At 76.4% G+C, this 18688-nt stretch carries 17 protein-coding genes; 3 read left to right on the top strand and 14 right to left on the bottom strand.

Going from position 1 to position 18688, the window contains the following annotated elements; genetic code table 11:
* The 10 genes from smc to KK617_RS12395 all read right to left on the bottom strand — a co-directional run.
* Window positions 1–2527: chromosome segregation protein SMC (gene smc, locus KK617_RS12345; RefSeq protein WP_277500338.1), on the bottom strand; the 2527-nt coding region annotated here is incomplete at its 3' end.
* A gap of 107 nt (window positions 2528–2634) precedes the next feature.
* Window positions 2635–3858: an MFS transporter gene (locus KK617_RS12350; RefSeq protein ID WP_277500340.1), complete on the bottom strand. Its 1224-nt coding sequence runs from the start codon at window positions 3856–3858 to the stop codon at window positions 2635–2637.
* A 62-nt stretch (window positions 3859–3920) separates the two neighbouring features.
* Window positions 3921–4127: a hypothetical protein gene (locus KK617_RS12355; RefSeq protein ID WP_277500343.1), complete on the bottom strand. Its 207-nt coding sequence runs from the start codon at window positions 4125–4127 to the stop codon at window positions 3921–3923.
* An 85-nt stretch (window positions 4128–4212) separates the two neighbouring features.
* Window positions 4213–5118 carry a bifunctional DNA-formamidopyrimidine glycosylase/DNA-(apurinic or apyrimidinic site) lyase gene (gene mutM, locus KK617_RS12360; protein ID WP_277500344.1) on the bottom strand — a complete coding sequence of 302 codons (906 nt, stop codon included), beginning with the start codon at window positions 5116–5118 and terminating at the stop codon, window positions 4213–4215.
* On the bottom strand, window positions 5102–5815 hold the full coding sequence (gene rnc, locus KK617_RS12365) for a ribonuclease III (protein ID WP_277500345.1): 714 nt from the start codon (window positions 5813–5815) through the stop codon (window positions 5102–5104). The genes mutM and rnc overlap by 17 nt, the downstream gene beginning before the upstream one ends.
* An 83-nt stretch (window positions 5816–5898) precedes the next feature.
* Window positions 5899–6084, bottom strand: a complete 186-nt coding sequence (gene rpmF / locus KK617_RS12370; protein ID WP_277500346.1) for a 50S ribosomal protein L32 — start codon at window positions 6082–6084, stop codon at window positions 5899–5901.
* Window positions 6085–6166: 82 nt separating this feature from the next.
* Window positions 6167–6736 carry a YceD family protein gene (locus KK617_RS12375; RefSeq protein ID WP_277500347.1) on the bottom strand — a complete coding sequence of 190 codons (570 nt, stop codon included), beginning with the start codon at window positions 6734–6736 and terminating at the stop codon, window positions 6167–6169.
* A 123-nt stretch (window positions 6737–6859) separates the two neighbouring features.
* Window positions 6860–7966 carry a pantetheine-phosphate adenylyltransferase gene (coaD, locus tag KK617_RS18695; RefSeq protein WP_346813068.1) on the bottom strand — a complete coding sequence of 369 codons (1107 nt, stop codon included), beginning with the start codon at window positions 7964–7966 and terminating at the stop codon, window positions 6860–6862.
* Window positions 7963–10224 carry an ATP-dependent DNA helicase RecG gene (locus tag KK617_RS12390; protein ID WP_277500348.1) on the bottom strand — a complete coding sequence of 754 codons (2262 nt, stop codon included), beginning with the start codon at window positions 10222–10224 and terminating at the stop codon, window positions 7963–7965. The genes coaD and KK617_RS12390 overlap by 4 nt, the downstream gene beginning before the upstream one ends.
* Before the next feature lie 34 nt (window positions 10225–10258).
* Complete coding sequence (locus KK617_RS12395; protein ID WP_277500349.1) at window positions 10259–12139, bottom strand: DAK2 domain-containing protein; 1881 nt, start codon at window positions 12137–12139, stop codon at window positions 10259–10261.
* Between the two features lie 311 nt (window positions 12140–12450).
* Between KK617_RS12395 and rpmB the strand changes: the two genes are divergently transcribed.
* Window positions 12451–12636, top strand: coding sequence for a 50S ribosomal protein L28 (rpmB, locus tag KK617_RS12400; RefSeq protein ID WP_277500352.1), 186 nt, complete (start codon window positions 12451–12453; stop codon window positions 12634–12636).
* Between the two features lie 105 nt (window positions 12637–12741).
* On the opposite strand, the gene KK617_RS12405 is transcribed toward rpmB, so the two are convergent.
* Entirely contained in the window at window positions 12742–13731 is a 990-nt protein-coding gene (locus KK617_RS12405; RefSeq protein WP_277500353.1) for a thiamine-phosphate kinase, read from the bottom strand.
* 144 nt (window positions 13732–13875) lie between these two features.
* On the opposite strand from KK617_RS12405, the gene KK617_RS12410 reads away from it, so the two are divergent.
* A complete protein-coding gene (locus KK617_RS12410; RefSeq protein ID WP_277500354.1) occupies window positions 13876–14391 on the top strand; it encodes a DUF3515 family protein in 516 nt (171 codons plus the stop codon).
* Window positions 14392–14461: 70 nt separating this feature from the next.
* Here KK617_RS12410 and KK617_RS12415 read toward each other — a convergent pair whose 3' ends face one another.
* Window positions 14462–15583, bottom strand: coding sequence for a D-alanine--D-alanine ligase family protein (locus tag KK617_RS12415; protein WP_277500355.1), 1122 nt, complete (start codon window positions 15581–15583; stop codon window positions 14462–14464).
* Window positions 15584–15671: 88 nt separating this feature from the next.
* Between KK617_RS12415 and KK617_RS12420 the strand changes: the two genes are divergently transcribed.
* Window positions 15672–16790: a PLP-dependent transferase gene (locus tag KK617_RS12420; RefSeq protein WP_277500356.1), complete on the top strand. Its 1119-nt coding sequence runs from the start codon at window positions 15672–15674 to the stop codon at window positions 16788–16790.
* Window positions 16791–16794: 4 nt separating this feature from the next.
* Here KK617_RS12420 and KK617_RS12425 read toward each other — a convergent pair whose 3' ends face one another.
* A complete protein-coding gene (locus KK617_RS12425; RefSeq protein ID WP_277500357.1) occupies window positions 16795–17796 on the bottom strand; it encodes an NAD(P)H-dependent glycerol-3-phosphate dehydrogenase in 1002 nt (333 codons plus the stop codon).
* On the bottom strand, window positions 17793–18602 hold the full coding sequence (locus KK617_RS12430; protein ID WP_277500358.1) for a lysophospholipid acyltransferase family protein: 810 nt from the start codon (window positions 18600–18602) through the stop codon (window positions 17793–17795). The genes KK617_RS12425 and KK617_RS12430 overlap by 4 nt, the downstream gene beginning before the upstream one ends.
* Between the last annotated feature and the right edge of the window lie 86 nt (window positions 18603–18688).

The following is an 18688-nucleotide window of genomic DNA, read 5'->3' on the forward strand; positions in this document are numbered from 1 at the left end:
CGGCGGCGGCCTGGCGGCGTACCCGCTCGCGGCGCTCGGCGGCCCGGGCGCGGGCCTCGCGCTCCTGCCGGGCCTGGCGCAGCAGGCTGTCGGCGCGGCCGGTCAGGGAGCGGGTGCGCTCCTCGGAGGTGCGCAGCGCGAGACGGGCGTCCATCTCGGCCTGGCGGGCGTCGCGGGCCGCGGCGGCCAGCTCCTCCCGGTCGGCGGTGTCGGGCTCCTCCTCGGGCGCGGACTCGGCCCGGGCCAGCCGCTCCTCCAGGTCGGCGAGGCCGGCCACGCCCTCGTCGCGCGCCCGCTCAGCGGCGGCGATGGCGGCGCCGAGACGCTCGGCCTCGCCCCGGGCGGCGCGGGCGTGGGCGCCGTGCTGCGCCAGCTCCTCGGCCACGGCGGCCAGGGCGGCGTCGGACTCGTGGAGCCGGGCGAGCGACACGTCCACCCGCTGGCGGGCGGTGGCACGCTGGGTCTCGGCGGAGCGCAGGGTGAAGGTGAGCCGCTCGACGTCGGCGCTCGCGGACGCGAGGGCCGCGGCCGCCTCGTCGACCGCGGCCTGCACCTCCAGCAGGCTCGGCTGCGCCTGGGAGCCGCCGACCGCGTGGTGCCCGCCCAGCACGTCGCCGTCGCGGGTCACGGCCACGAGCCCGGGGGCGTCGGCGAGCAGGGCCGTGGCCGCTCCGAGGTCGTCCACGACCACGACGCCCGCCAGGAGCCGGTCGACCGCCGCCCGCACCTCGGCCGGAGCGTCGACGACCTCGCGGGCCCAGGTGGCCCCGGCGGGCAGGTCGGGCACCGGCCCCCCTGCGGCGCCCGGCCCGTCGGCCACGACGAGGCTGGCGCGGCCGGCGTCGTCGCGCTTGAGGAGGTCGATCGCGGCGAGCGCGGCGTGACGACCGGCGACGACGACCGCGTCGGCGGCGGGGCCGAGGGCGGCGGCGACGGCGCTCTCGAACCCGGGTCGCACGGCGAGGACGGACGCGACCGGACCCAGCACGCCGTCGACCCGGTCACCCGCGGCGAGCAGCGCCCCCGCCGCGTCCTTGCGGGCCAGGCCCAGCTCGAGCGCCTCCTTGCGGGCGACGAGCGCGGCCCGGCGCTGCTCGGCCTGCTGCAGCGCGGCCTGCACCCCGGCGATCGTCTCCTCGACCTCGGCCAGCGCCTCGCTCGCCTCCTCGTGCTCGGCGTCGAGGCCCTCCTCGCCCGCGTCGAGGCCCGCGACCTCGGTCTCGAGCGCGGTGAAGTCGCGCTGCGCCTGCTCGGCACGGGCGACCGCGTCGGCGCGGGCCAGCACGAGCCGGCCCACCTCGTCCTCCGCCGCCCGGGCGCGGGAGCGGACCGCGTTGACCTGCCCGACGAGACGGGCCAGGCCCTCGCGGCGGTCGGCGGCGGCGCGCTGCAGCGCCGCGATCCGTCGTTCCTCCGCCGTGGCGGCCTCCTCGGCCTCCGCGCGGCGGGCGACGGCCTGCTCGAGGGCGGCCGCCCGCTCCGCGACCTCGGCGGCGCCGCGCTCCTCCTCCTCGCGCGCCCGGGCGGCGTCGGCCTCGAGCCGGTCGGGGTCGCGGCCCGTGCCCACGGGCCCCTCCCCCACCTGCGAGGTGCGCACGCGCTCGGCGGCGAGCGACCGGGTGCCCTGGAGGCGGTCGCGCAGGCCCGCCAGGGCGAACCACGTCTCCTGGACCGCCGCGAGCGCCGGCAGGTCCTCCCGCAGCGCCGCCTCGACGCTCGCCTCCCGGGCCCGCGCCGCCTCGAGCTCGGCGGCCACCGCGGCGCGGCGCTCCAGCAGGACGGTCTCGTCCGCGATCTCCTGGGCCAGCGCCTCACGGGCGGTGACGAGGTCGTCGGCCAGCAGCCGGGAGCGCGCGTCGCGGGCGTCGGCCTGCACGGTCTGGGCGCGCCGCGCCACCTCGGCCTGGCGGCCCAGCGGCTTGAGCTGACGGCGGATCTCGCTGAGCAGGTCGGCCAGGCGGTGCAGGTTGCCCTCGGTGGCGTCGAGCTTCCGGAGCGCCTTCTCCTTGCGCTTGCGGTGCTTGAGGACGCCCGCGGCCTCCTCGATGAACCCGCGGCGCTCCTCGGGGGTGGCGCGCAGGATCGAGTCGAGCTGGCCCTGGCCGACGATGACGTGCATCTCGCGCCCGATGCCCGAGTCGCTCAGCAGCTCCTGCACGTCGAGCAGCCGGCAGGCGGTGCCGTTGATCGCGTACTCCGAGCCGCCGTTGCGGAACATCGTGCGGCTGATGGTGACCTCGGCGTACTCGATGGGGAGGGCGCCGTCGGTGTTGTCGATCGTCAGCTGCACCTCCGCCCGGCCCAGCGGCGGGCGGCCCGAGGTGCCCGCGAAGATGACGTCCTCCATCTTGCCGCCGCGCAGGCTCTTGGCCCCCTGCTCGCCCATGACCCAGGCGAGCGCGTCGACGACGTTGGACTTGCCCGACCCGTTGGGGCCGACGATGCAGGTGATGCCGGGCTCGAGCTGCAGGGTCGTCGAGGACGCGAAGGACTTGAACCCCTTGAGGGTCAGGCTCTTCAGGTACACGCGCGCCCTCCTCGCCGGCCGCCGCGCCGGACCCTCGCGGGCCCGTGCGTCGGGCCAGGCTAGTACGCCGCACCCCCGGCCCGCGGGCGGCGACCGGCCCGCGGCGCCTACTCCCCCGCGTGGGCGATGTGCGGCAGCTGGCGCCAGATGAGGACGAGGATGAGCGCCGAGCCGACGAAGCCGAACCACAGCGTGGCGCGCACCCCGCCGTACTGCGCGAGCACGCCGCCCAGCAGGGCCCCGACGACGAGGCCGGCCTGCATCCCCAGGAGGTAGACGCTGGTGACGCGCCCCTGCACGTGCGCCGGTACGGCGCGCTGCCGCACCGTCGTCGACGTGGTCCCCCAGATCGACGCCTGCACCCCGAACGCGCCGAGCACGAGCATCGCCACGGCCGGCCACGTCGTCAGGGCCAGGATCCCGTGCGTCGCGGTCTCCACCAGGAGGCCGACGCGCATCATCGAGCCCAGCGAGAAGCGGCGCTCGAGCGGCCCGTAGGCCAGCGCCCCGACGATGCCGCCGACGGCCGCGCACGCCGTGAGGAGGCCGAAGCCGAAGCCGCCCAGCCCGAGCCGGTCGTCGGCGTACACGACGAGCACCGACCACGTGGCGCCGAAGGTGACGTTGAAGGTCAGGATGGTGAGCGCGAGCGTGCGCACCGCCGCGTGCCGCGCCAGCCAGGCCACGCCGTCAGCGGCATCGCGGAACAGCGACCGCTCCCCCGCCGGCGGCACCAGCGACGGCAGCCGCAGGCGGGCGACCTGCAGCACCACCAGCGCGATGCAGACGCCCTGGGCGACGACGGGCCACACGGTGCCGGCGACGAAGAGCGCGGCGCCCAGCGGCGGTCCGGCGAGCTGGTTGATCGTCATCACGCCGACCATCACGCGGGCGTTCGCGACGCCGAGGTCCTTCTTCTCCACCAGCATCGGCATCAGCGTGGAGGCGGTCGTGTCGCTGAAGCACTCGGCCGTCCCGAGCAGGAAGAGGCTGACGAGCACCCAGGTGACGCTGACGACGTCGGTGGCGATCGCCGCCCCCAGCACCGCCACCACGCCGAGCCGCACGAGGTTGGTGCCGAGCATCAGCAGGCGCCGGTCCACCCGGTCGGCCACCACCCCGGAGTAGAGGCCGAACAGCACCCAGGGGACGCGGGGCGCGGCGGCGCCGAGGGCGACGAGGAAGGGGTCGGACGTCAGCGAGGCCAGCAGCAGGGGGCCTGCGGCGATCATCACGCCGTCGGCGAGGTTCGCGGTCCAGAAGGCCAGGACGAGGTGGCGGAAACCGGGCCCGAGGCGCGCCGGCGCGATGAACTCCCAGATCCGACCCACGGTCGGAGGAGGTTACGCGGATCGGTCCCGCGGCCGGAATCGGGCCGCGCGGGGGGTGGTGCTCAGGCGGGCTGCAGCTGGTCCGCCGACTCCTCGATGTCGAGGAGGACGGCGGCGTGCGCCGCGGTCAGGCGGTCGTTCTCCGCCTGGAGGCGCAGGACGAGCTGCTCCAGGTCGCCGACCCGGGCGCGCAGGCGGGCGTTGTCCACCTCGAGGCGGGAGGGGACCCGACGGTCGCTGTCCAGGTAGCCGATCAGCGCCTTGGCCATGGAAGATCCTCCGGAGCACGTGCAGGTGGGTGGTGGGCGGCCCGGTCCGGGCCGTCGTCAAATGTCTCACCCGTTCCAGCGGGGGTCAATCCGACGCGACACCCGGGCGTTTCGGGGCCACCGCGGGCCTCGGGGAGCGCGCCGGGCGGGGTGCGGGCTGGCACCGCGGGCACCAGGAGGACGAGCGGTTCATGAACGCGGTACGCCGGATCGCGGCGCCGCAGCGGCGGCACGGCCGGCCCTCCTGGCCGTAGGCGTCGAGCGAGCGGTCGAAGTAGCCCGACTCCCCGTTCACGTTCACGTAGAGGGCGTCGAACGAGGTGCCGCCCTGGGCCAGGGCCTCGGTCATGACGTCCCGCACGTTCGCCAGCAGCGTGCGCACCTCGACGGGCCGCAGCCGGTCCCCCGGGCGCTCGCCGTGCAGGCGGGTGCGCCACAGCGCCTCGTCGGCGTAGATGTTGCCGACCCCGGAGACGACCTTCTGGTCCAGCAGGATGCGCTTGACCGCCGAGCTGCGGCGCCGGACCGCGGCCACGAACGCGGCGTCGTCGAAGGCGGGGTCGAGCGGGTCGCGCGCGACGTGCGCCATCTCGGGCGGCAGCTCGGCGCCGCCGAGGCTCACGGCGAGCCCACCGAACATCCGCTGGTCGACGAAGCGGAGCTCGCGGCCCTCGTCCGCGCCGTCGAGGCGCAGCCGCACCCGCAGGTGGCGCTCGTCCGGCGCGTCGGGGGGCTGCACGAGCATCTGGCCGCTCATGCCGAGGTGGGCGGTCAGCGCGTCACCGCTGTCGAGCGGCAGCCACAGGTACTTGCCGCGGCGCCGGGCGCCGACGAGGGTGCGCCCGCGCAGGGCGGCGGCGAACCCGTCCGGGCCGCCGGGGTCCCGCCGTACCGGACGGGGGTGGAGGACCTCCACGTCCACGACCCGCGCGCCCACGACGTGGCGCTCCAGGCCGGCGCGGACGACCTCGACCTCAGGGAGCTCCGGCACCCGGGTCGTCCGCAGGAGGGCTGGTCGGCGCGGCGCCGGCCGGCGCGGGGCTGGCCGGCGCGGCCGCGGCGATCTCGCCGTACGCCGTCTGGGCGGCCAGCTGCTCCGCCTCCTTCTTCGAGCGGCCGACGCCGTGGCCGTACTCGCCCTCGCCCACGCGCACGCGGGCGGTGAAGGTCTTGAGGTGGTCGGGGCCCTCGTCGGTGATGAGGTACTCCGGGACGCCGAGGGCGCGCTCGGCGGCGAGCTCCTGCAGCGAGGTCTTCCAGTCGAGGCCGGCGCCCATGGCGGCGGCGGCCTCCATGACCGGGTCGAACAGGCGGTGCACGACGTCGGCGGCGACGGTGATGCCTCCGGAGAGGTGCACGGCGCCGATCACGGCCTCGAGGGTGTCGGAGAGGATCGACGGCTTGTCGCGCCCGCCGGTCGCCTCCTCGCCGCGCCCCAGCTTCAGGTGCTGGCCGAGCCCGATCGTGCGGGCGACGTCGGCCAGCGCGCGGGCGTTGACGACCGCGGCGCGCAGCTTCGCCAGCCGGCCCTCGGAGAGGTCCGGGTGCTGGGTGTAGAGCGTCTCGGTGACGACGATGCCGAGCACGGAGTCACCGAGGAACTCGAGCCGCTCGTTGTGCGGCAGCCCACCGTTCTCGTAGGCGAACGAGCGGTGGGTGAGCGCACGCTGGAGCAGCTCGGGAGCCAACGAGGGGCTCCCGAGCGCTGCTCGGAGGTCGGCGTAGTCGGTCAGGACGTACGTCGGGTCGTGCGGGGGCGTCGCGTCGCCGGTCAGAGGACCTGGCGACGGCTCGCCTTGGCGCCGTACTGACCGCACGTGCCGCACGCGCGGTGCGGGAGGTGCTGGGCACCGCAGGCGGGGTTGGCGCAGGTCACCAGCGAGGGCACGGACGCCTTCCAGGCCGAGCGACGGTGACGGGTGTTGCTGCGCGACATCTTCCGCTTCGGGACAGCCACTTTTCTTCTCCTCGAATCACGCCGGCTGGCGCCGGCCGTTCCACACCCACCGGGGAACCGGTGAGCCCCCGGGTGGGGACGTTCAGTTGTCGTGCCTGTGCGGGCCCGCCGTGTCCGGCGCACCGTCGCGTCCTGAGCCCAGCGCCTCGGTGAGACCGGCCCACCTCGGGTCGATCGCCTCGCCGTGCGTGTGCTCCGGGTCGTCCGCGAGCCTGGCGCCGCACTCGACGCACAGGCCCGGGCAGTCCTCCGAGCACAGCGGCTGGAACGGCAGCGCGAGCACCACCGCGTCCCGCAGCACCGGCTCCAGGTCGACCAGGTCGTCCTCGAGCCGGCGAACGCCGGACTCCTCGTCGTCCTCGACCTCGAGCCCGGCCTGGCCGTCGTCGTGCACGAACAGCTCCTGGAAGGTCGCCGACGCGTCGTCGGTGATCTCCTCCAGGCACCGCACGCACTCGCCGACGAGCTCGACGTGCGCCGTACCCGTGACCAGGACGCCCTCCATGACCGCCTCCAGCCGCAGGTCGAGGTCGACCGGCGAGCCTTCGGGGACACCGAGGACCTCGATGCCGAGATCTGCCGGTGCCGGCACCGTGGTGACCACCTCGTGCTGGGACCCTGCTCGGCGGCCCAGCTCGCGGGTGTCGATCACGAGCGGCGCTCTCGGGTCCAGACGGGTCAGGGGATCACTTCCGGTGCTGGGGCAGGACAGAACCGGGAAAGACTAACCACCCGCGACGGGCTGGGCCAAACCGCTGGCCCCCCGGGCCGGGCCTCACACCCCGCCGGCGCCGCCGCGACGCTCGGCGAGCCGCGCCAGCAGCCGCTCGTGGACCGCCGGCGACAGGAACGGCGCGACGTCACCGCCGAGCGACGCCACCTCCTTGACCAGGCTCGACGACACGTGGGTGAGCTCGGGGCGGGCGGCGACGAACACCGTCTCGACGCCGCTGAGGTGGTCGTTCATGCGCGCCATCGGCAGCTCGTACTCGAGGTCGCCCGCCCCCCGCAGCCCCTTCACCAGCGCCGCGGCGCCCTGCTCGGCGCAGAAGTCGGTGAGCAGCCCGGAGAAGCCGGCGACGCGCACGTTGGGCAGGCCCGCGGTGGCCTCGGCGAGCATCTCGAGGCGCTCGTCGTCGCTGAAGAGCCGCCGCTTGGAGGCGTTGACCCCGACCGCGACGACGACCTCGTCGAACAGGCGCGCGGCGCGCGTGACGATGTCGACGTGACCGAGGGTGACCGGGTCGAAGGAACCGGGGCAGACGGCGCGGGTCATGGGGTCCTCCGGGGGATCCTCGGGGGTCTCCTCGGGGTCGGCCGAGGCCGCGCGACCGTACCAGAGCGTCGTCTCGCCGTAGCGCTTCGACGTCACGCGCTCGAGGCCGTCCGGCCAGGCCGGCTCGGGGCTGCGCGAGGAGCGCTCGACGACGACGAGCGCGTCCGGCGCCAGCCAGCCGCCGGCCACGAGCGCGGCCAGGTCCGCGGCGACCGCCGCGTCCGCCAGCGGGTACGGCGGGTCGCTGAACACGACGTCGTACCGCTGCGGCGCCGGCCCGGCGAGGGCGGTGGCGACGGTGGCGCGGAGCACGGTCGCCGCCGCGCCCGCCCCCACCTCGCGGGCGTTGGCCCGCACGAGGGCGTGCGTGCGCTGGTCGTGCTCGACGAGGAGCACCGATGCGGCCCCGCGCGACCACGCCTCGAGCCCGACGGCGCCGGAGCCGGCGTACAGGTCGAGCACCGCGGTGCCCTCCAGCGAGCCGAGCCGGGCCTCCAGCGCCGAGAAGAGCGCCTCGCGCACGCGGTCGGAGGTGGGCCGCGTGGCGTCGCCCCGCGGGGTGCTCAGCCGGCGCCCGCCCGCTCGGCCCGCGACGATGCGGGTCACGACCGCTCCAGGTAGGCCGCGCCGGCGGACGTCTCGAGCTCGACGACCGCGGCGCCGAGCTGCGGCAGGCCGCGCAGGTCGGGGTCGTCGGCGAGCAGGGCGGTCGCCACCTCGCGGGCGGCGACGATGGTGCCCTCGTCGCGCAGCACGCGGAGGGTCTGCAGGCTGGAGCGCCGCCCGGACTGCGAGGCGCCCAGCACGTCGCCCTCCCGCCGCTGCTCCAGGTCGACGCGGGACAGCTCGAAGCCGTCGGTGGTCGCGGCGACGGCGTCGAGGCGCTCGCGGGCCGGGGTGCCGGCCGCGGCGTTGGTGACGAGCAGGCACAGGCCGGGGAGGCCGCCCCGGCCGACGCGGCCGCGCAGCTGGTGGAGCTGGGAGACGCCGAACCGGTCGGCGTCGAGCAGCACCATCGTCGTCGCGTTCGCGACGTCGACGCCCACCTCGATGACGGTGGTCGAGACGAGCACGTCGACCTCGCCGGCGGCGAAGCGGCGCATCACCCGGTCCTTGTCGTCGGGGGCCATCCGCCCGTGCAGGGCCTCCACCCGCAGGCCGGCCAGCGGGCCCTCGCGCAGCAGCGCGACGACGGACTCCACCGCGGCCGGGCGGGTGGTCGGCGGGGCGACCACCTCGCCCTCCGCGTCGAGGTCGACGGCGTCGCTCTCCCCCTGCTCGGCGGTCTCCTCGCTGATGCGGGGACACACGACGTAGGCCTGGTGGCCCTTCTCGACCTCCTCCCGCACCCGCTGCCAGGCGCGGTCGAGCCAGCGCGGCGCCTCGGCCAACGGCACGACGTTGGTCTGGATCGGGGCGCGCCCGGCCGGCAGCTCGCTGAGCACCGAGGTCTCGAGGTCGCCGAAGACGGTCATGGCGACCGTGCGTGGGATGGGTGTGGCGGTCATGACGAGCACGTGGGGCGGCTTCTCGGCCTTGTCGGTCAGCGCGGCGCGCTGCTCGACACCGAAGCGGTGCTGCTCGTCGACGACGACGAGGCCGAGGTCGGCGAACGACACCCTGTCCTCGAGCAGCGCGTGCGTGCCCACGACGATCCCCGCCTCCCCCGACGCGATCCGCAGGAGCGCCTCGCGCCGCTGCTGGGTCGTGCTCGACCCGGTGAGCAGGGCGAGGCCCGTCGCCTCGTCGGCCCCGCCCAGCATCCCCGGCTGCGCGAGGTCGCCGAGCAGGCGCCCGAGCGAGCGGTGGTGCTGCTGGGCGAGCACCTCGGTGGGGGCCAGCAGCACGGCCTGCCCGCCGGAGTCGACGACGCGGAGCATGGCCCGCAGGGCCACGAGGGTCTTGCCGGAGCCGACCTCGCCCTGGAGCAGCCGGTTCATGGGGTGGTCGGCCGCGAGGTCGGCCTCGATCTCGGCGCCGACGGCGACCTGGCCCGCCGTCAGCTCGAAGGGCAGGCGGGCGTCGAAGGCCGCGAGCAGGCCGCCCCGGGTGCCGTCGGGCCGCTCCCCCGTGCGCGGCGCGGCGGCGACGGCCCGCAGCGCGGCGCGTCGGCGGGCCAGCACGAGCTGGGTCACGAGGGCCTCGTCGAAGCGGAAGCGCTGCAGCCCGCGGGTCACGTCGGCCCACGAGTCGGGCTGGTGCACGCGCTCGAAGGCCTCGCGCACCCCCACCAGGTTCCGCTCCTCCCGCAGCCACTCGGGCAGCGGGTCGTCGGGCTCGGCGAGCACGCTCAGCGCGAAGGCCACCGCGGCCTGGAGGTCCCACGACTCCACGCCGGCCGTCGCCGGGTAGACGGGGAAGAGCGCCCGCATGCCCGCGACCGCCGCCCGCGCGGCGTCGTCGCCGGGAGACGACGGGGCCGGACCCTCCAGCGGCACCATCGTCGGGTTCGTCAGCTGCCACTCGTCGCGGAACCGGTCGACCTTGCCGATGAAGACACCGAGGGTCCCCACCGCGTGCCGGTTCTCGAAGTGGGTCGCGATGCCCTTGTTGCGGGCGAAGTAGGTGAGCCGCAGCGACGGGCCGTCGGTGTCGAGGCGGACCTCGAGCCGGTACGCCGTGCGCTGCGTGCGCCGGTCCTGGTAGCTGCGCAGCCGGGCCTCGCCGACCCGGCCCACGATGCTGATGTGCTGGCCCGGCGCCAGGTCGGTGACCGTGCTGGGCTCGTCGACCTTCAGGTAGGTGCGGGGGAAGTGACGCAGCAGGTCGCCGACGGTGCGGATGCCGAGCTGCTCCTTGACCTTGCCGACCTTCTTCGCGGCCCCGCCCAGCACCGCCTCGACCGGGGAGTCGAGCGTGATCACGCCGCCTCCCCCGTCCGGGCGCCGCCCACGCGGCTCACTCCACCGAGACCAGCAGCGCGTAGCGCGGCTGGCCCCCCTCGTAGGTGACGACGTCCACGCCCGGGTGCTCCTCCTCGACGTGCGCCGCCAGGCGGGCGGCGAGGTCGCCGGAGCCCGCCCCGGCCACCACGGTGACCAGCTCCCCGCCCACCGCCAGCAGCCGGGTGACCACCTCGACCGCGACCGTCAGGCGGTCGTGCCCGACCACCGCGAAGTCGCCCATGACGACGCCCAGCACGTCCCCGGCCTCGCACGGGCCCGCGGTGGTCATCGCGCGGCGCGACGCCTCCGTCACGGCGCCGTGGCGGCAGTGGCGCGCGGCGGAGGTCATCTCGAGCACGTCGGGCCCGAACGCCCGGCCCGGCTCGTGGACCGCCAGCGCGGCGAGACCCTGCACCTGGGCCCGGCTGGGCACCACCGCGACGACGACGTCCCCGTCCTCCTCCGCCGTCCGGGCGGCGACCTCCGCCGTGCGCACCGAGTCGGGGTCGTTGGGCAGGATCACGACCTCGGCGGCCCCGGTCCGCCGTACCGCGTCGAGCAGCATGCCGGCCGACGGCCGCTCCCCCGGGCCGCCGGGCACCGCGACCGCGCCCGCCTCCTCGAACACGGCGGCCAGGCCGGGCCCGGCGCTCACCGCGACGACCGCCCGCCCCGTGCGGCGGTGCGGCGCGGCGGCGGACGTCCCGGCCTCGCCGGTCGCCCCCGCCTCGGCCACTCCGTCGCTCGCGCGCTCCGGGCGGTGGCCGTGCCCGTGCCCGTGACCCGCGCCGTCGTGGCGGGCGTGGTCGCGGAAGTGCGTGACCCGGATCTGGTGGGGCCGCCCGGCCGCCACGCCGGCCTCGATGGCGGCGCCGGCGTCGTCGACGTGCACGTGGACGTTCCACAGCCCCTCGGCGCCGATGACGACCAGCGAGTCCCCGATCGCCGACAGCTGCTCGCGCAGCCGGGTGACAGCCGCGTCGTCGGACCGGTCGAGGAGGTACATGACCTCGTAGGCCGGGGTGTACGGCGGGGTGTAGCCCGGGAGGTGCGCCGGGGCGTGCGCCGCGCCGGACGACGCACCGTCCGTCGCCGGAGCGGGCGGGTGCCCCGAGGACGCCACCGAGGACGCCACCGGGGACGCCACCGGGATCGTGTGGTGGCCCAGGCGCACCGGGACGGGCAACGGGCGGCGACCGGTCAGTGCCGTCTCGGCGGCGTCGAGGATCACGCACAGCCCACGGCCGCCGGCGTCGACGACGCCCGCGGCGGCCAGGGCCGGGAGGAGCTCGGGGGTTCGGGCCAGCGCCTCGCGGGCGGCGGCGGCCGCGGCCACGTAGACGTCGCGGGACCGGGGGCGCTCGGCGCGCGCCGCCTGCTCGGCGGCCTCGCTCGCGGCGCGCGCCACGGTGAGCATGGTGCCCTCGACCGGCTCGCCCACGGCGGCGTAGCTGGCCCGCGTGGCCTCGGTGAGGCCGCCCGCGACGAGCACGGCGGTGCGGCGCCCGTCGGCCGCGGCCCCGAGGTGCGCCGCTACCGCCCCCAGCATCTGGGCGAGGATCACGCCGGAGTTGCCGCGGGCGCCGAGGAGCGCGCCGCGGGCCAGGGCCCGCAGGACGGTCGCGAGCTGCTCCGGGCCGACCTCGGCCGCGACGGGCCGGCCGGCGTGGGCGTCGCCGGCGATGCCGGCGAGACCGACGGCGTCGAGCGCCTGCACCATGGCCTCGCGCGCGGCCGACATGGTGAGGAACATGTTCGTGCCGGTGTCGCCGTCGGGCACGGGGAAGACGTTGAGGGCGTCGATCTCCTCGCGGGCGTCGGCCAGCGCGTCGGTGGCGATGTGGACGAAGCGGGCGACCACCTCGAGCCGCACGGGCTGTCCGGCACCGCTCATCTGGCCCCCTCCGCTCCGTGCTCCCCTGCGCCCGGACCCGTGCCCGGACCCGTGCCTGCGCCCCCGCCGCCTCGCGCTGTCCGTCCGCGGGGGCGGGCGACGCTGCGGGAGGTGGCAGGATGCCACGTTAGCGGCGGCGGACCGCGCGGCGACCCCGTCGTCCCCCGGGTCTCCCCGGCCTCGCTCGGCGATTGGCCTGCTCCGCGCGCGATCGGCTACTCTCCTCCGGTTGCCTACGTGAACGTCGCCGCACCTCGTGCGGAGCCCACGTCGGCGTACGACTCGAACTGTTCTCGACTTCAGGAGTACCGGTGGCTGCCGTCTGTGACATCTGCGCCAAGAAGCCCGGCTTCGGCAACAACAGGCCGTGGTCGCGGAAGATCACGAAGCGTCGCTTCAACCCGAACATCCAGCGCGTCCGCGCCAAGGTCGGCGGCACGCCGACCCGGCTCAACGTCTGCACCGGCTGCCTCAAGGCCGGCAAGGTCACCCGCTGACCTGAGCGCACCGACGCCCGAGGGCCCGTCCAGCACTGCTGGGCGGGCCCTCGTCGTCTCCCCGGGGGTACGGCGGACCCGGCGCGCTGCGGGCGGCCGGGCGGCTCAGAAGTGCTGCCAGCCGGTCGGGCCCTCGGGGGCGACGCCGTCCACGGTGACGGGAGCGAGGGCCGCAGCCGGGTCGTGGGCGTGCACCCGGCCCACGACGGTCCAGCCGTCGGGCAGGGGGGCGTCCGCCGGGAAGGTGGCGACGAGCGCGTGGTCGTCGCCGCCGGTCAGCACGAAGCCCAGGGGGTCCGCGCCGAGGGCCGAGCCCACCGCGTGGAGGGGCTCGGCGACGTCGAGGGCCGCCGTCTCCACGTCGATGCGGACCCCGGAGGCGACCGCGACGTGGCCGAGGTCGGCGAGCAGCCCGTCGGAGACGTCCACCATCGCGGTGGCGCCCGCCTCGGCGGCGGCCGGCCCCGCGTCGTACGGCGGCTCGGGGCGCCGGTAGGCCTCCACCAGCACCCGGGGCGAGCGGAAGCCGCGGCCCAGGACGGTCAGCCCGGCCGCCGCCCAGCCCTGCCGCCCGCAGAGCGCGACGACGTCGCCCGGGCGGGCGCCGGAGCGGAGCACGGGCCGCTGGGCCACCGACCCGAGCACGGTGACCGCGACCACCACGGCGTCGGCCCGCGTGACGTCGCCGCCGACCACGACGGCCCCGACGAGCCCCGCCTCGGCGACGAAGGCGTCGGTGAACTCCTCCACCCACCGCAGCGGCAGGTCCTCGGGCAGCGCGAGCCCCAGGGTCAGGCTGGTCGCGCGGCCGCCCATCGCGTTGACGTCGGAGAGGTTCTGCGCCGCGGCGCGGTGGCCCACGTCGGCGGCCGAGCACCAGTCGCGGCGGAAGTGCCGGTCCTCGACGAGCAGGTCCGTCGAGACGACCGCGTGCCCGCGGCGGATCCGCAGCACCGCCGCGTCGTCGCCCGGCCCCACGAGCACGTCGTCGTTGCCGCTCAGGCGGGAGACCACGGCCTGCACGACGCCGAACTCGCCGACGGCGGAGAGGGGGGTGTCGGCTCCGGTCGCGCGCGGCGGGCGGGGGTTCTCCATCCCCCCATCCCACCAGACCCGCTCCCCCGCGACGGGCAGACCCGCCCCGCCCGACCCAGCGGCACCGCCCGGTAGGTTGACCCGGCGCGCGGCCCCGCGAGGGCCCCGCCCGTCCCCGCCCCCCGCACCGCCCCGGAGGCCCCGATGCCCGCCGCCCGCACGCGCCGCGCGCCGCGCGCCGTCACCCTGCTGGCCGGCGTCCTGGCGGCGCCGGGCGTCCTGGCCGGGTGCTCCGCGGGGCCGGTGCAGGTGGAGGGCGCCCTCCTGCTCGACGACCTGCCGGCGGAGCAGCGCGCGGCGTGCGCCGCGCTGCTGGAGGACCTGCCCGACGAGGTCGGTGGCGAGGAGGAGCGCGACGTCGCGCCCGAGGGGGTCGCGGCCCGGGCCTGGGGGACGCCGGCGACCGTGGTCGTCTGCGGCGCGGAGCTGCCGGCGTCCTTCACCGACACCTCCGACTGCGAGGTGGTCGGCGAGGTCGGCTGGTACGCCGAGCCCGCGACGTACCAGGACCAGACGGTGGACGTCGTGGTCACGACGATCGGCCAGGAGCCCACCGTGCAGCTGCGCCTGCCGGCCGAGCGGCGCCCGCCGGTCGAGGAGGAGATCGACGTGGCCCCGGCGATCCTGGCGCACACCGAGCTCGTCGACCCCTGCTTCTGAGCTCGGGCCCGGCTTCTGAGCGCGGGCCCGGCGGGTCGGTCGGGCCGGGGTCGGTCGGCGGGGCCGCGGGTCAGCGCAGCCCGGTGTCGCGGGCCAGCGCGCCCCGCACCAGCCGGTCGACCAGCGTCGGGTAGTCGATGCCGCTCGCGGCCCACATGCGGGGGAACATCGACAGGCTCGTGAAGCCCGGCATCGTCTCCACCTCGTTGAGCACCACGCGGCCGTCGGGCATGACGAAGAAGTCGACGCGCGCGAGGCCCTCGCAGTCGAGCGCGTCGAAGGCCGCCACGGACAGCTCCTGCACGCGGGCGGCCACCTCGTCGGGCACGTCCGCAGGCACGTCGAGCGCCGTGTTCTCCTCCGGCAGGTACTTCGCCTCGAAGTCGTAGAACGAGTGCTCGGCGGTCACGCGGATCTCGGCGAGTGCGCTCGTCGTGTGGTCGCCGGCCCCTTCTCCGGCCAGCACGCCGCACTCGACCTCGCGCGCCCCGACCGCGGCGGCCTCGACCAGCACCTTCGGGTCGTGGCGGCGGGCCTCGGCGAGCGCGGCGTCGAGGTCGGCGAGGTCGTCGACCCGGGTGATGCCGAAGCTGGAGCCGGCCCGCGCGGGCTTGACGAAGACGGGGAGGCCGAGGGCGGCGACGCGCTCGCGCACGCCCACCTCGTCGCGCGCCCAGTCGCGCGGCGTGATCGCCACCCAGGGCAGCACCGGCAGCCCGGCGGCCTCGAAGAGGCGCTTCATGTAGACCTTGTCGGTGCCGACCGCGGACGACAGCACGCCGGCGCCGACGTAGCGCACGCCGGCCATCTCCAGCAGGCCCTGGAGCGTGCCGTCCTGGCCGAACGGCCCGTGCATCACGGGGAAGACGACGTCGACCTCGCCGAGCACGCGCGGCACGTCGCCCGCGTCGCGCACGACGAGCTCGGGCGTCGCGCCGGGCGTCAGCTGCACGGCGGCGTCGCCGCGCACCTGCGGCAGCGCACCGCCCGGACCGAGCTCGAGCCGGTTGAGCGACGGGTCCTCGAGCACCCAGCGCCCGTCCGTCGCGATGCCGACGGGGACCACGTCGTACTGCTCCGGGTCGAGGGCGGCGATCACGCTGCCGGCCGAGATGCACGAGATCGAGTGCTCCGCGGAGCGGCCCCCGAACACGACGGCCACGCGCGGACGACGGGGGGCGGACTCGCTCATGGCGCTCGACCCTACCGGCCCCCTCCCCCGCTCCCGCGCACCCCGCGCGGCGACGGACCCCCGACGCCCACGCCGTACGCTGGCGGGCATGCCCGAGCAGCCCTCCTCCCCCGGCACGACCCCCGTCCCCACCGGCTCCGACGGGCACCCGGCGGCCCTGCGGCCCGCCACCCGCGCGGTGCACGCGGGTCGTCCGGCCCGCACGCCCGACGCCCCCCTCAACACGCCGCTGACGATGGCCGCGACGTACGTCGGGGGCGGCGACGTGGAGTACGGGCGCTACGGCAACCCGACGTGGCTGGCCTTCGAGGAGACCCTCGGCAGCCTCGAGGGCGGCCGCGCGCTCGCCTTCTCCTCGGGCCTCGCCGCGGTGGCCGCGCTGCTCGACCTCGTCGCCCCGGACGGCGTCGTCGTGGCGCCGCAGCACTCCTACCAGGGCACGCTCGGCCAGCTGGGCGACCTCGAGCTGCGCGGCCGCGTGCGGACCCGGCTCGTCGACGTCGAGGACGTCGACGCCGTCACGGCCGCCTGCGAGGACGCCGCGCTGCTGTGGATCGAGTCGCCCACCAACCCGGCCCTCGAGGTCGCCGACATCCCGGCGCTCGCTGCGGCCGCGCACGCCGCCGGCGCGACCGTGGTCGTCGACAACACCTTCGCCACACCCCTGCTCCAGCAGCCGCTGGACCTGGGCGCCGACGTGGTGCTCCACTCCGCGACCAAGTTCCTGGCCGGGCACTCCGACGCGCTCCTCGGCGCCGTCGTGGTCCGCGACCCCCAGCTGTACGACGTGGTGAAGGGCCGCCGCGACCTGCTCGGCGCCGTGCCCGGCACCCTCGAGGCCTGGCTCGCGCTGCGCGGCCTGCGCACCCTGCACCTGCGGGTGGAGCGTGCCCAGGCCAACGCCGCGGAGCTCGTGCGGCGCCTCGAGGCGCACCCGGCCGTCTCGCGCGTCCGCTACCCCGGCTTCGGCGCGATCGTCGCGATCGAGCTCGCCGACGGCCCGCTCGCCGCGGACCTGCTGTGCCGCTCGACGCGGCTGTGGGTCTTCGCGACCAGCCTCGGGGGCGTGGAGTCCACGCTCGAGCGCCGCCGCCGCTGGAAGACCGAGGCGGCCACGATCCCGGAGTCGCTGGTGCGGCTCTCGGTCGGCGTCGAGGACGTCGACGACCTGTGGGACGACCTCGTCGCCGCGCTCGAGGCCCGCTGAGGCCTCAGTCCGCCTCGGCCTTGGTCTCGCGGGCCACGAACGCCGTCATCATGTCGCGCGCCGTGATGGTGCCGGCCACGACCTCGTCGACGTGCTCGGCGATGGGCACGTCGACGCCGGTACGACGCGCGAGGTCGCGCAGCGAGCTGCAGGACTTCGCGCCCTCCGCCACCTGGCGGGTCGAGGCGTAGATCTCCTCGGTCGTCATGCCCGCCCCGAGCCGCTCGCCGAAGGTGCGGTTGCGGCTCAGCGGCGAGGAGCAGGTGGCGACGAGGTCGCCCAGGCCGGCGAGGCCCATGAGGGTCAGCGGGTTCGCGCCGAGGGCGACCGCGAGGCGCGCGGTCTCGGCGAGGCCGCGGGTGATGACGGACGCGGTGGTGTTGTCGCCGAAGCCGAGGCCGACGGCCATGCCGACGCTGAGGGCGACCACGTTCTTGTAGGCGCCGCCGATCTCGCAGCCGACCACGTCGGTGCTCGTGTAGGGGCGGAACGCCGGGGTGTGGCACAGGCGCTGCAGGCGCCGCGCGGTCTCCTCGTCCTCGCACGCCACCACGGAGGCGGCGGGCTCGCGGCGGGCGATCTCCTTCGCGAGGTTGGGGCCGCTGACGACGGCCACCTGGCGCGAGGGCACGTCGAGGGACTCGGCGATGACCTCGCTCATGCGCTTGACCGTGCCGAGCTCGACGCCCTTCATGAGCGACACCGAGACGGCGTCGCGTGGCACGAGGTCGCGCCACTGCTCGAGCGTGCCCCGCAGCGTCTGGGACGGCATCGACCACACGACGACGTCGGCGCCGGCGAGCGCCTCCTCGGGGTCGGTGGTCGCGTCCACGCTGCCGGGGAGCTGGATGCCGGGCAGGTAGTCGGCGTTCTCGTGACGCGTGTTGATGCGCTCGACGACCTCCTCGCGACGACCCCACAGGGTGACGTCGCCGCCGCCGTCGGCCAGCACCAGCGAGAACGCCGTGCCCCACGACCCGGCGCTCAGCACCGCCACCTTCGTCATGCACCCTCCCCGTCACCGGTCGGACGGCCACCCGGCACGCCCGGCTCGTCGTCCGCGCGCGGCTCCACCGCGCGGGGGCGACCGTACTCGCTCACGCCCCGCCGGCGGGGGTCGAACGGCTCGGCAGGCGGCTCCTCGCCGCGGATGCCGGCCAGCAGGTCGGTGATCGCCGCCATGATCCGGGTCGTCGCCTCGGCGGCGGCCCGCGCGTCCGTGCGGCCGACGAGGTCGTCGAGACCGACCGGGGCACCCGCCCGCACGGTGACGTGCTTGCGGGGCAGCAGCCGCGGTCGCGACGAGTACGGCGCGAGCACGTCCTGCGCGCCCCAGTGGGCCACCGGGACCACGGGGCAGCCCGTGGCCAGCGCGATCCGTGCCGCGCCCGTCTTGCCCGTCATGGGCCACAGGTCGGGGTCGCGGGTGATGGTGCCCTCGGGGTAGACCACGACGCACTTCCCGGCCCGCACCGCCTCGACCGCGGCGGCGTACGCCGAGGCGCCCGCGCTCTCGCGCTCGACCGGGATCTGGCCCGCGGCCGTCATGAACGTGGCCAGCGCGCGGGACTCGAAGAGCCCGGACTTCGCCAGGTAGCGCGCGATGCGCCCGTGGTCGTAGAGGTAGTGCGCGGCGAAGAGGGGGTCGACCTTCGTCACGTGGTTGAGGGCGACGACGAACCCGCCGGTCGCGGGGAGGTGCTCACCGCCCTCCCAGGTGCGGGAGGTCGCGGCCGTCAGCGTCGGCTTCAGGATCGTCGCCGCCACCGTGTACGCCCAGCCCCGGCGCTCGCTCAGCTTCCTCGTCGCCAAGGTCCGTCCTCTCCCTACGTCCTGCCCGGTCCGGTGCCGCGGCACCGCAGGGCAGGATAGGCGCTGCAGTGCTCCGGCGACGGCGG

It is taken from the genome of Nocardioides sp. ChNu-99, assembly GCF_029493445.1.
Classification (GTDB): domain Bacteria; phylum Actinomycetota; class Actinomycetes; order Propionibacteriales; family Nocardioidaceae; genus Nocardioides.

Bases quoted from the DNA above. Each gene is read 5' to 3' on its own strand.
- KK617_RS12425 (WP_277500357.1), bottom strand. From the start codon at position 17,796: ATGACGAAGGTGGCGGTGCTGAGCGCCGGGTCGTGGGGCACGGCGTTC.
- KK617_RS12355 (WP_277500343.1), bottom strand. From the start codon at position 4,127: ATGGCCAAGGCGCTGATCGGCTACCTGGACAGCGACCGTCGGGTCCCC.
- KK617_RS12405 (WP_277500353.1), bottom strand. From the start codon at position 13,731: ATGGAGAACCCCCGCCCGCCGCGCGCGACCGGAGCCGACACCCCCCTC.
- KK617_RS12415 (WP_277500355.1), bottom strand. From the start codon at position 15,583: ATGAGCGAGTCCGCCCCCCGTCGTCCGCGCGTGGCCGTCGTGTTCGGG.
- KK617_RS12420 (WP_277500356.1), top strand. From the start codon at position 15,672: ATGCCCGAGCAGCCCTCCTCCCCCGGCACGACCCCCGTCCCCACCGGC.
- KK617_RS12395 (WP_277500349.1), bottom strand. From the start codon at position 12,139: ATGAGCGGTGCCGGACAGCCCGTGCGGCTCGAGGTGGTCGCCCGCTTC.
- KK617_RS12410 (WP_277500354.1), top strand. From the start codon at position 13,876: ATGCCCGCCGCCCGCACGCGCCGCGCGCCGCGCGCCGTCACCCTGCTG.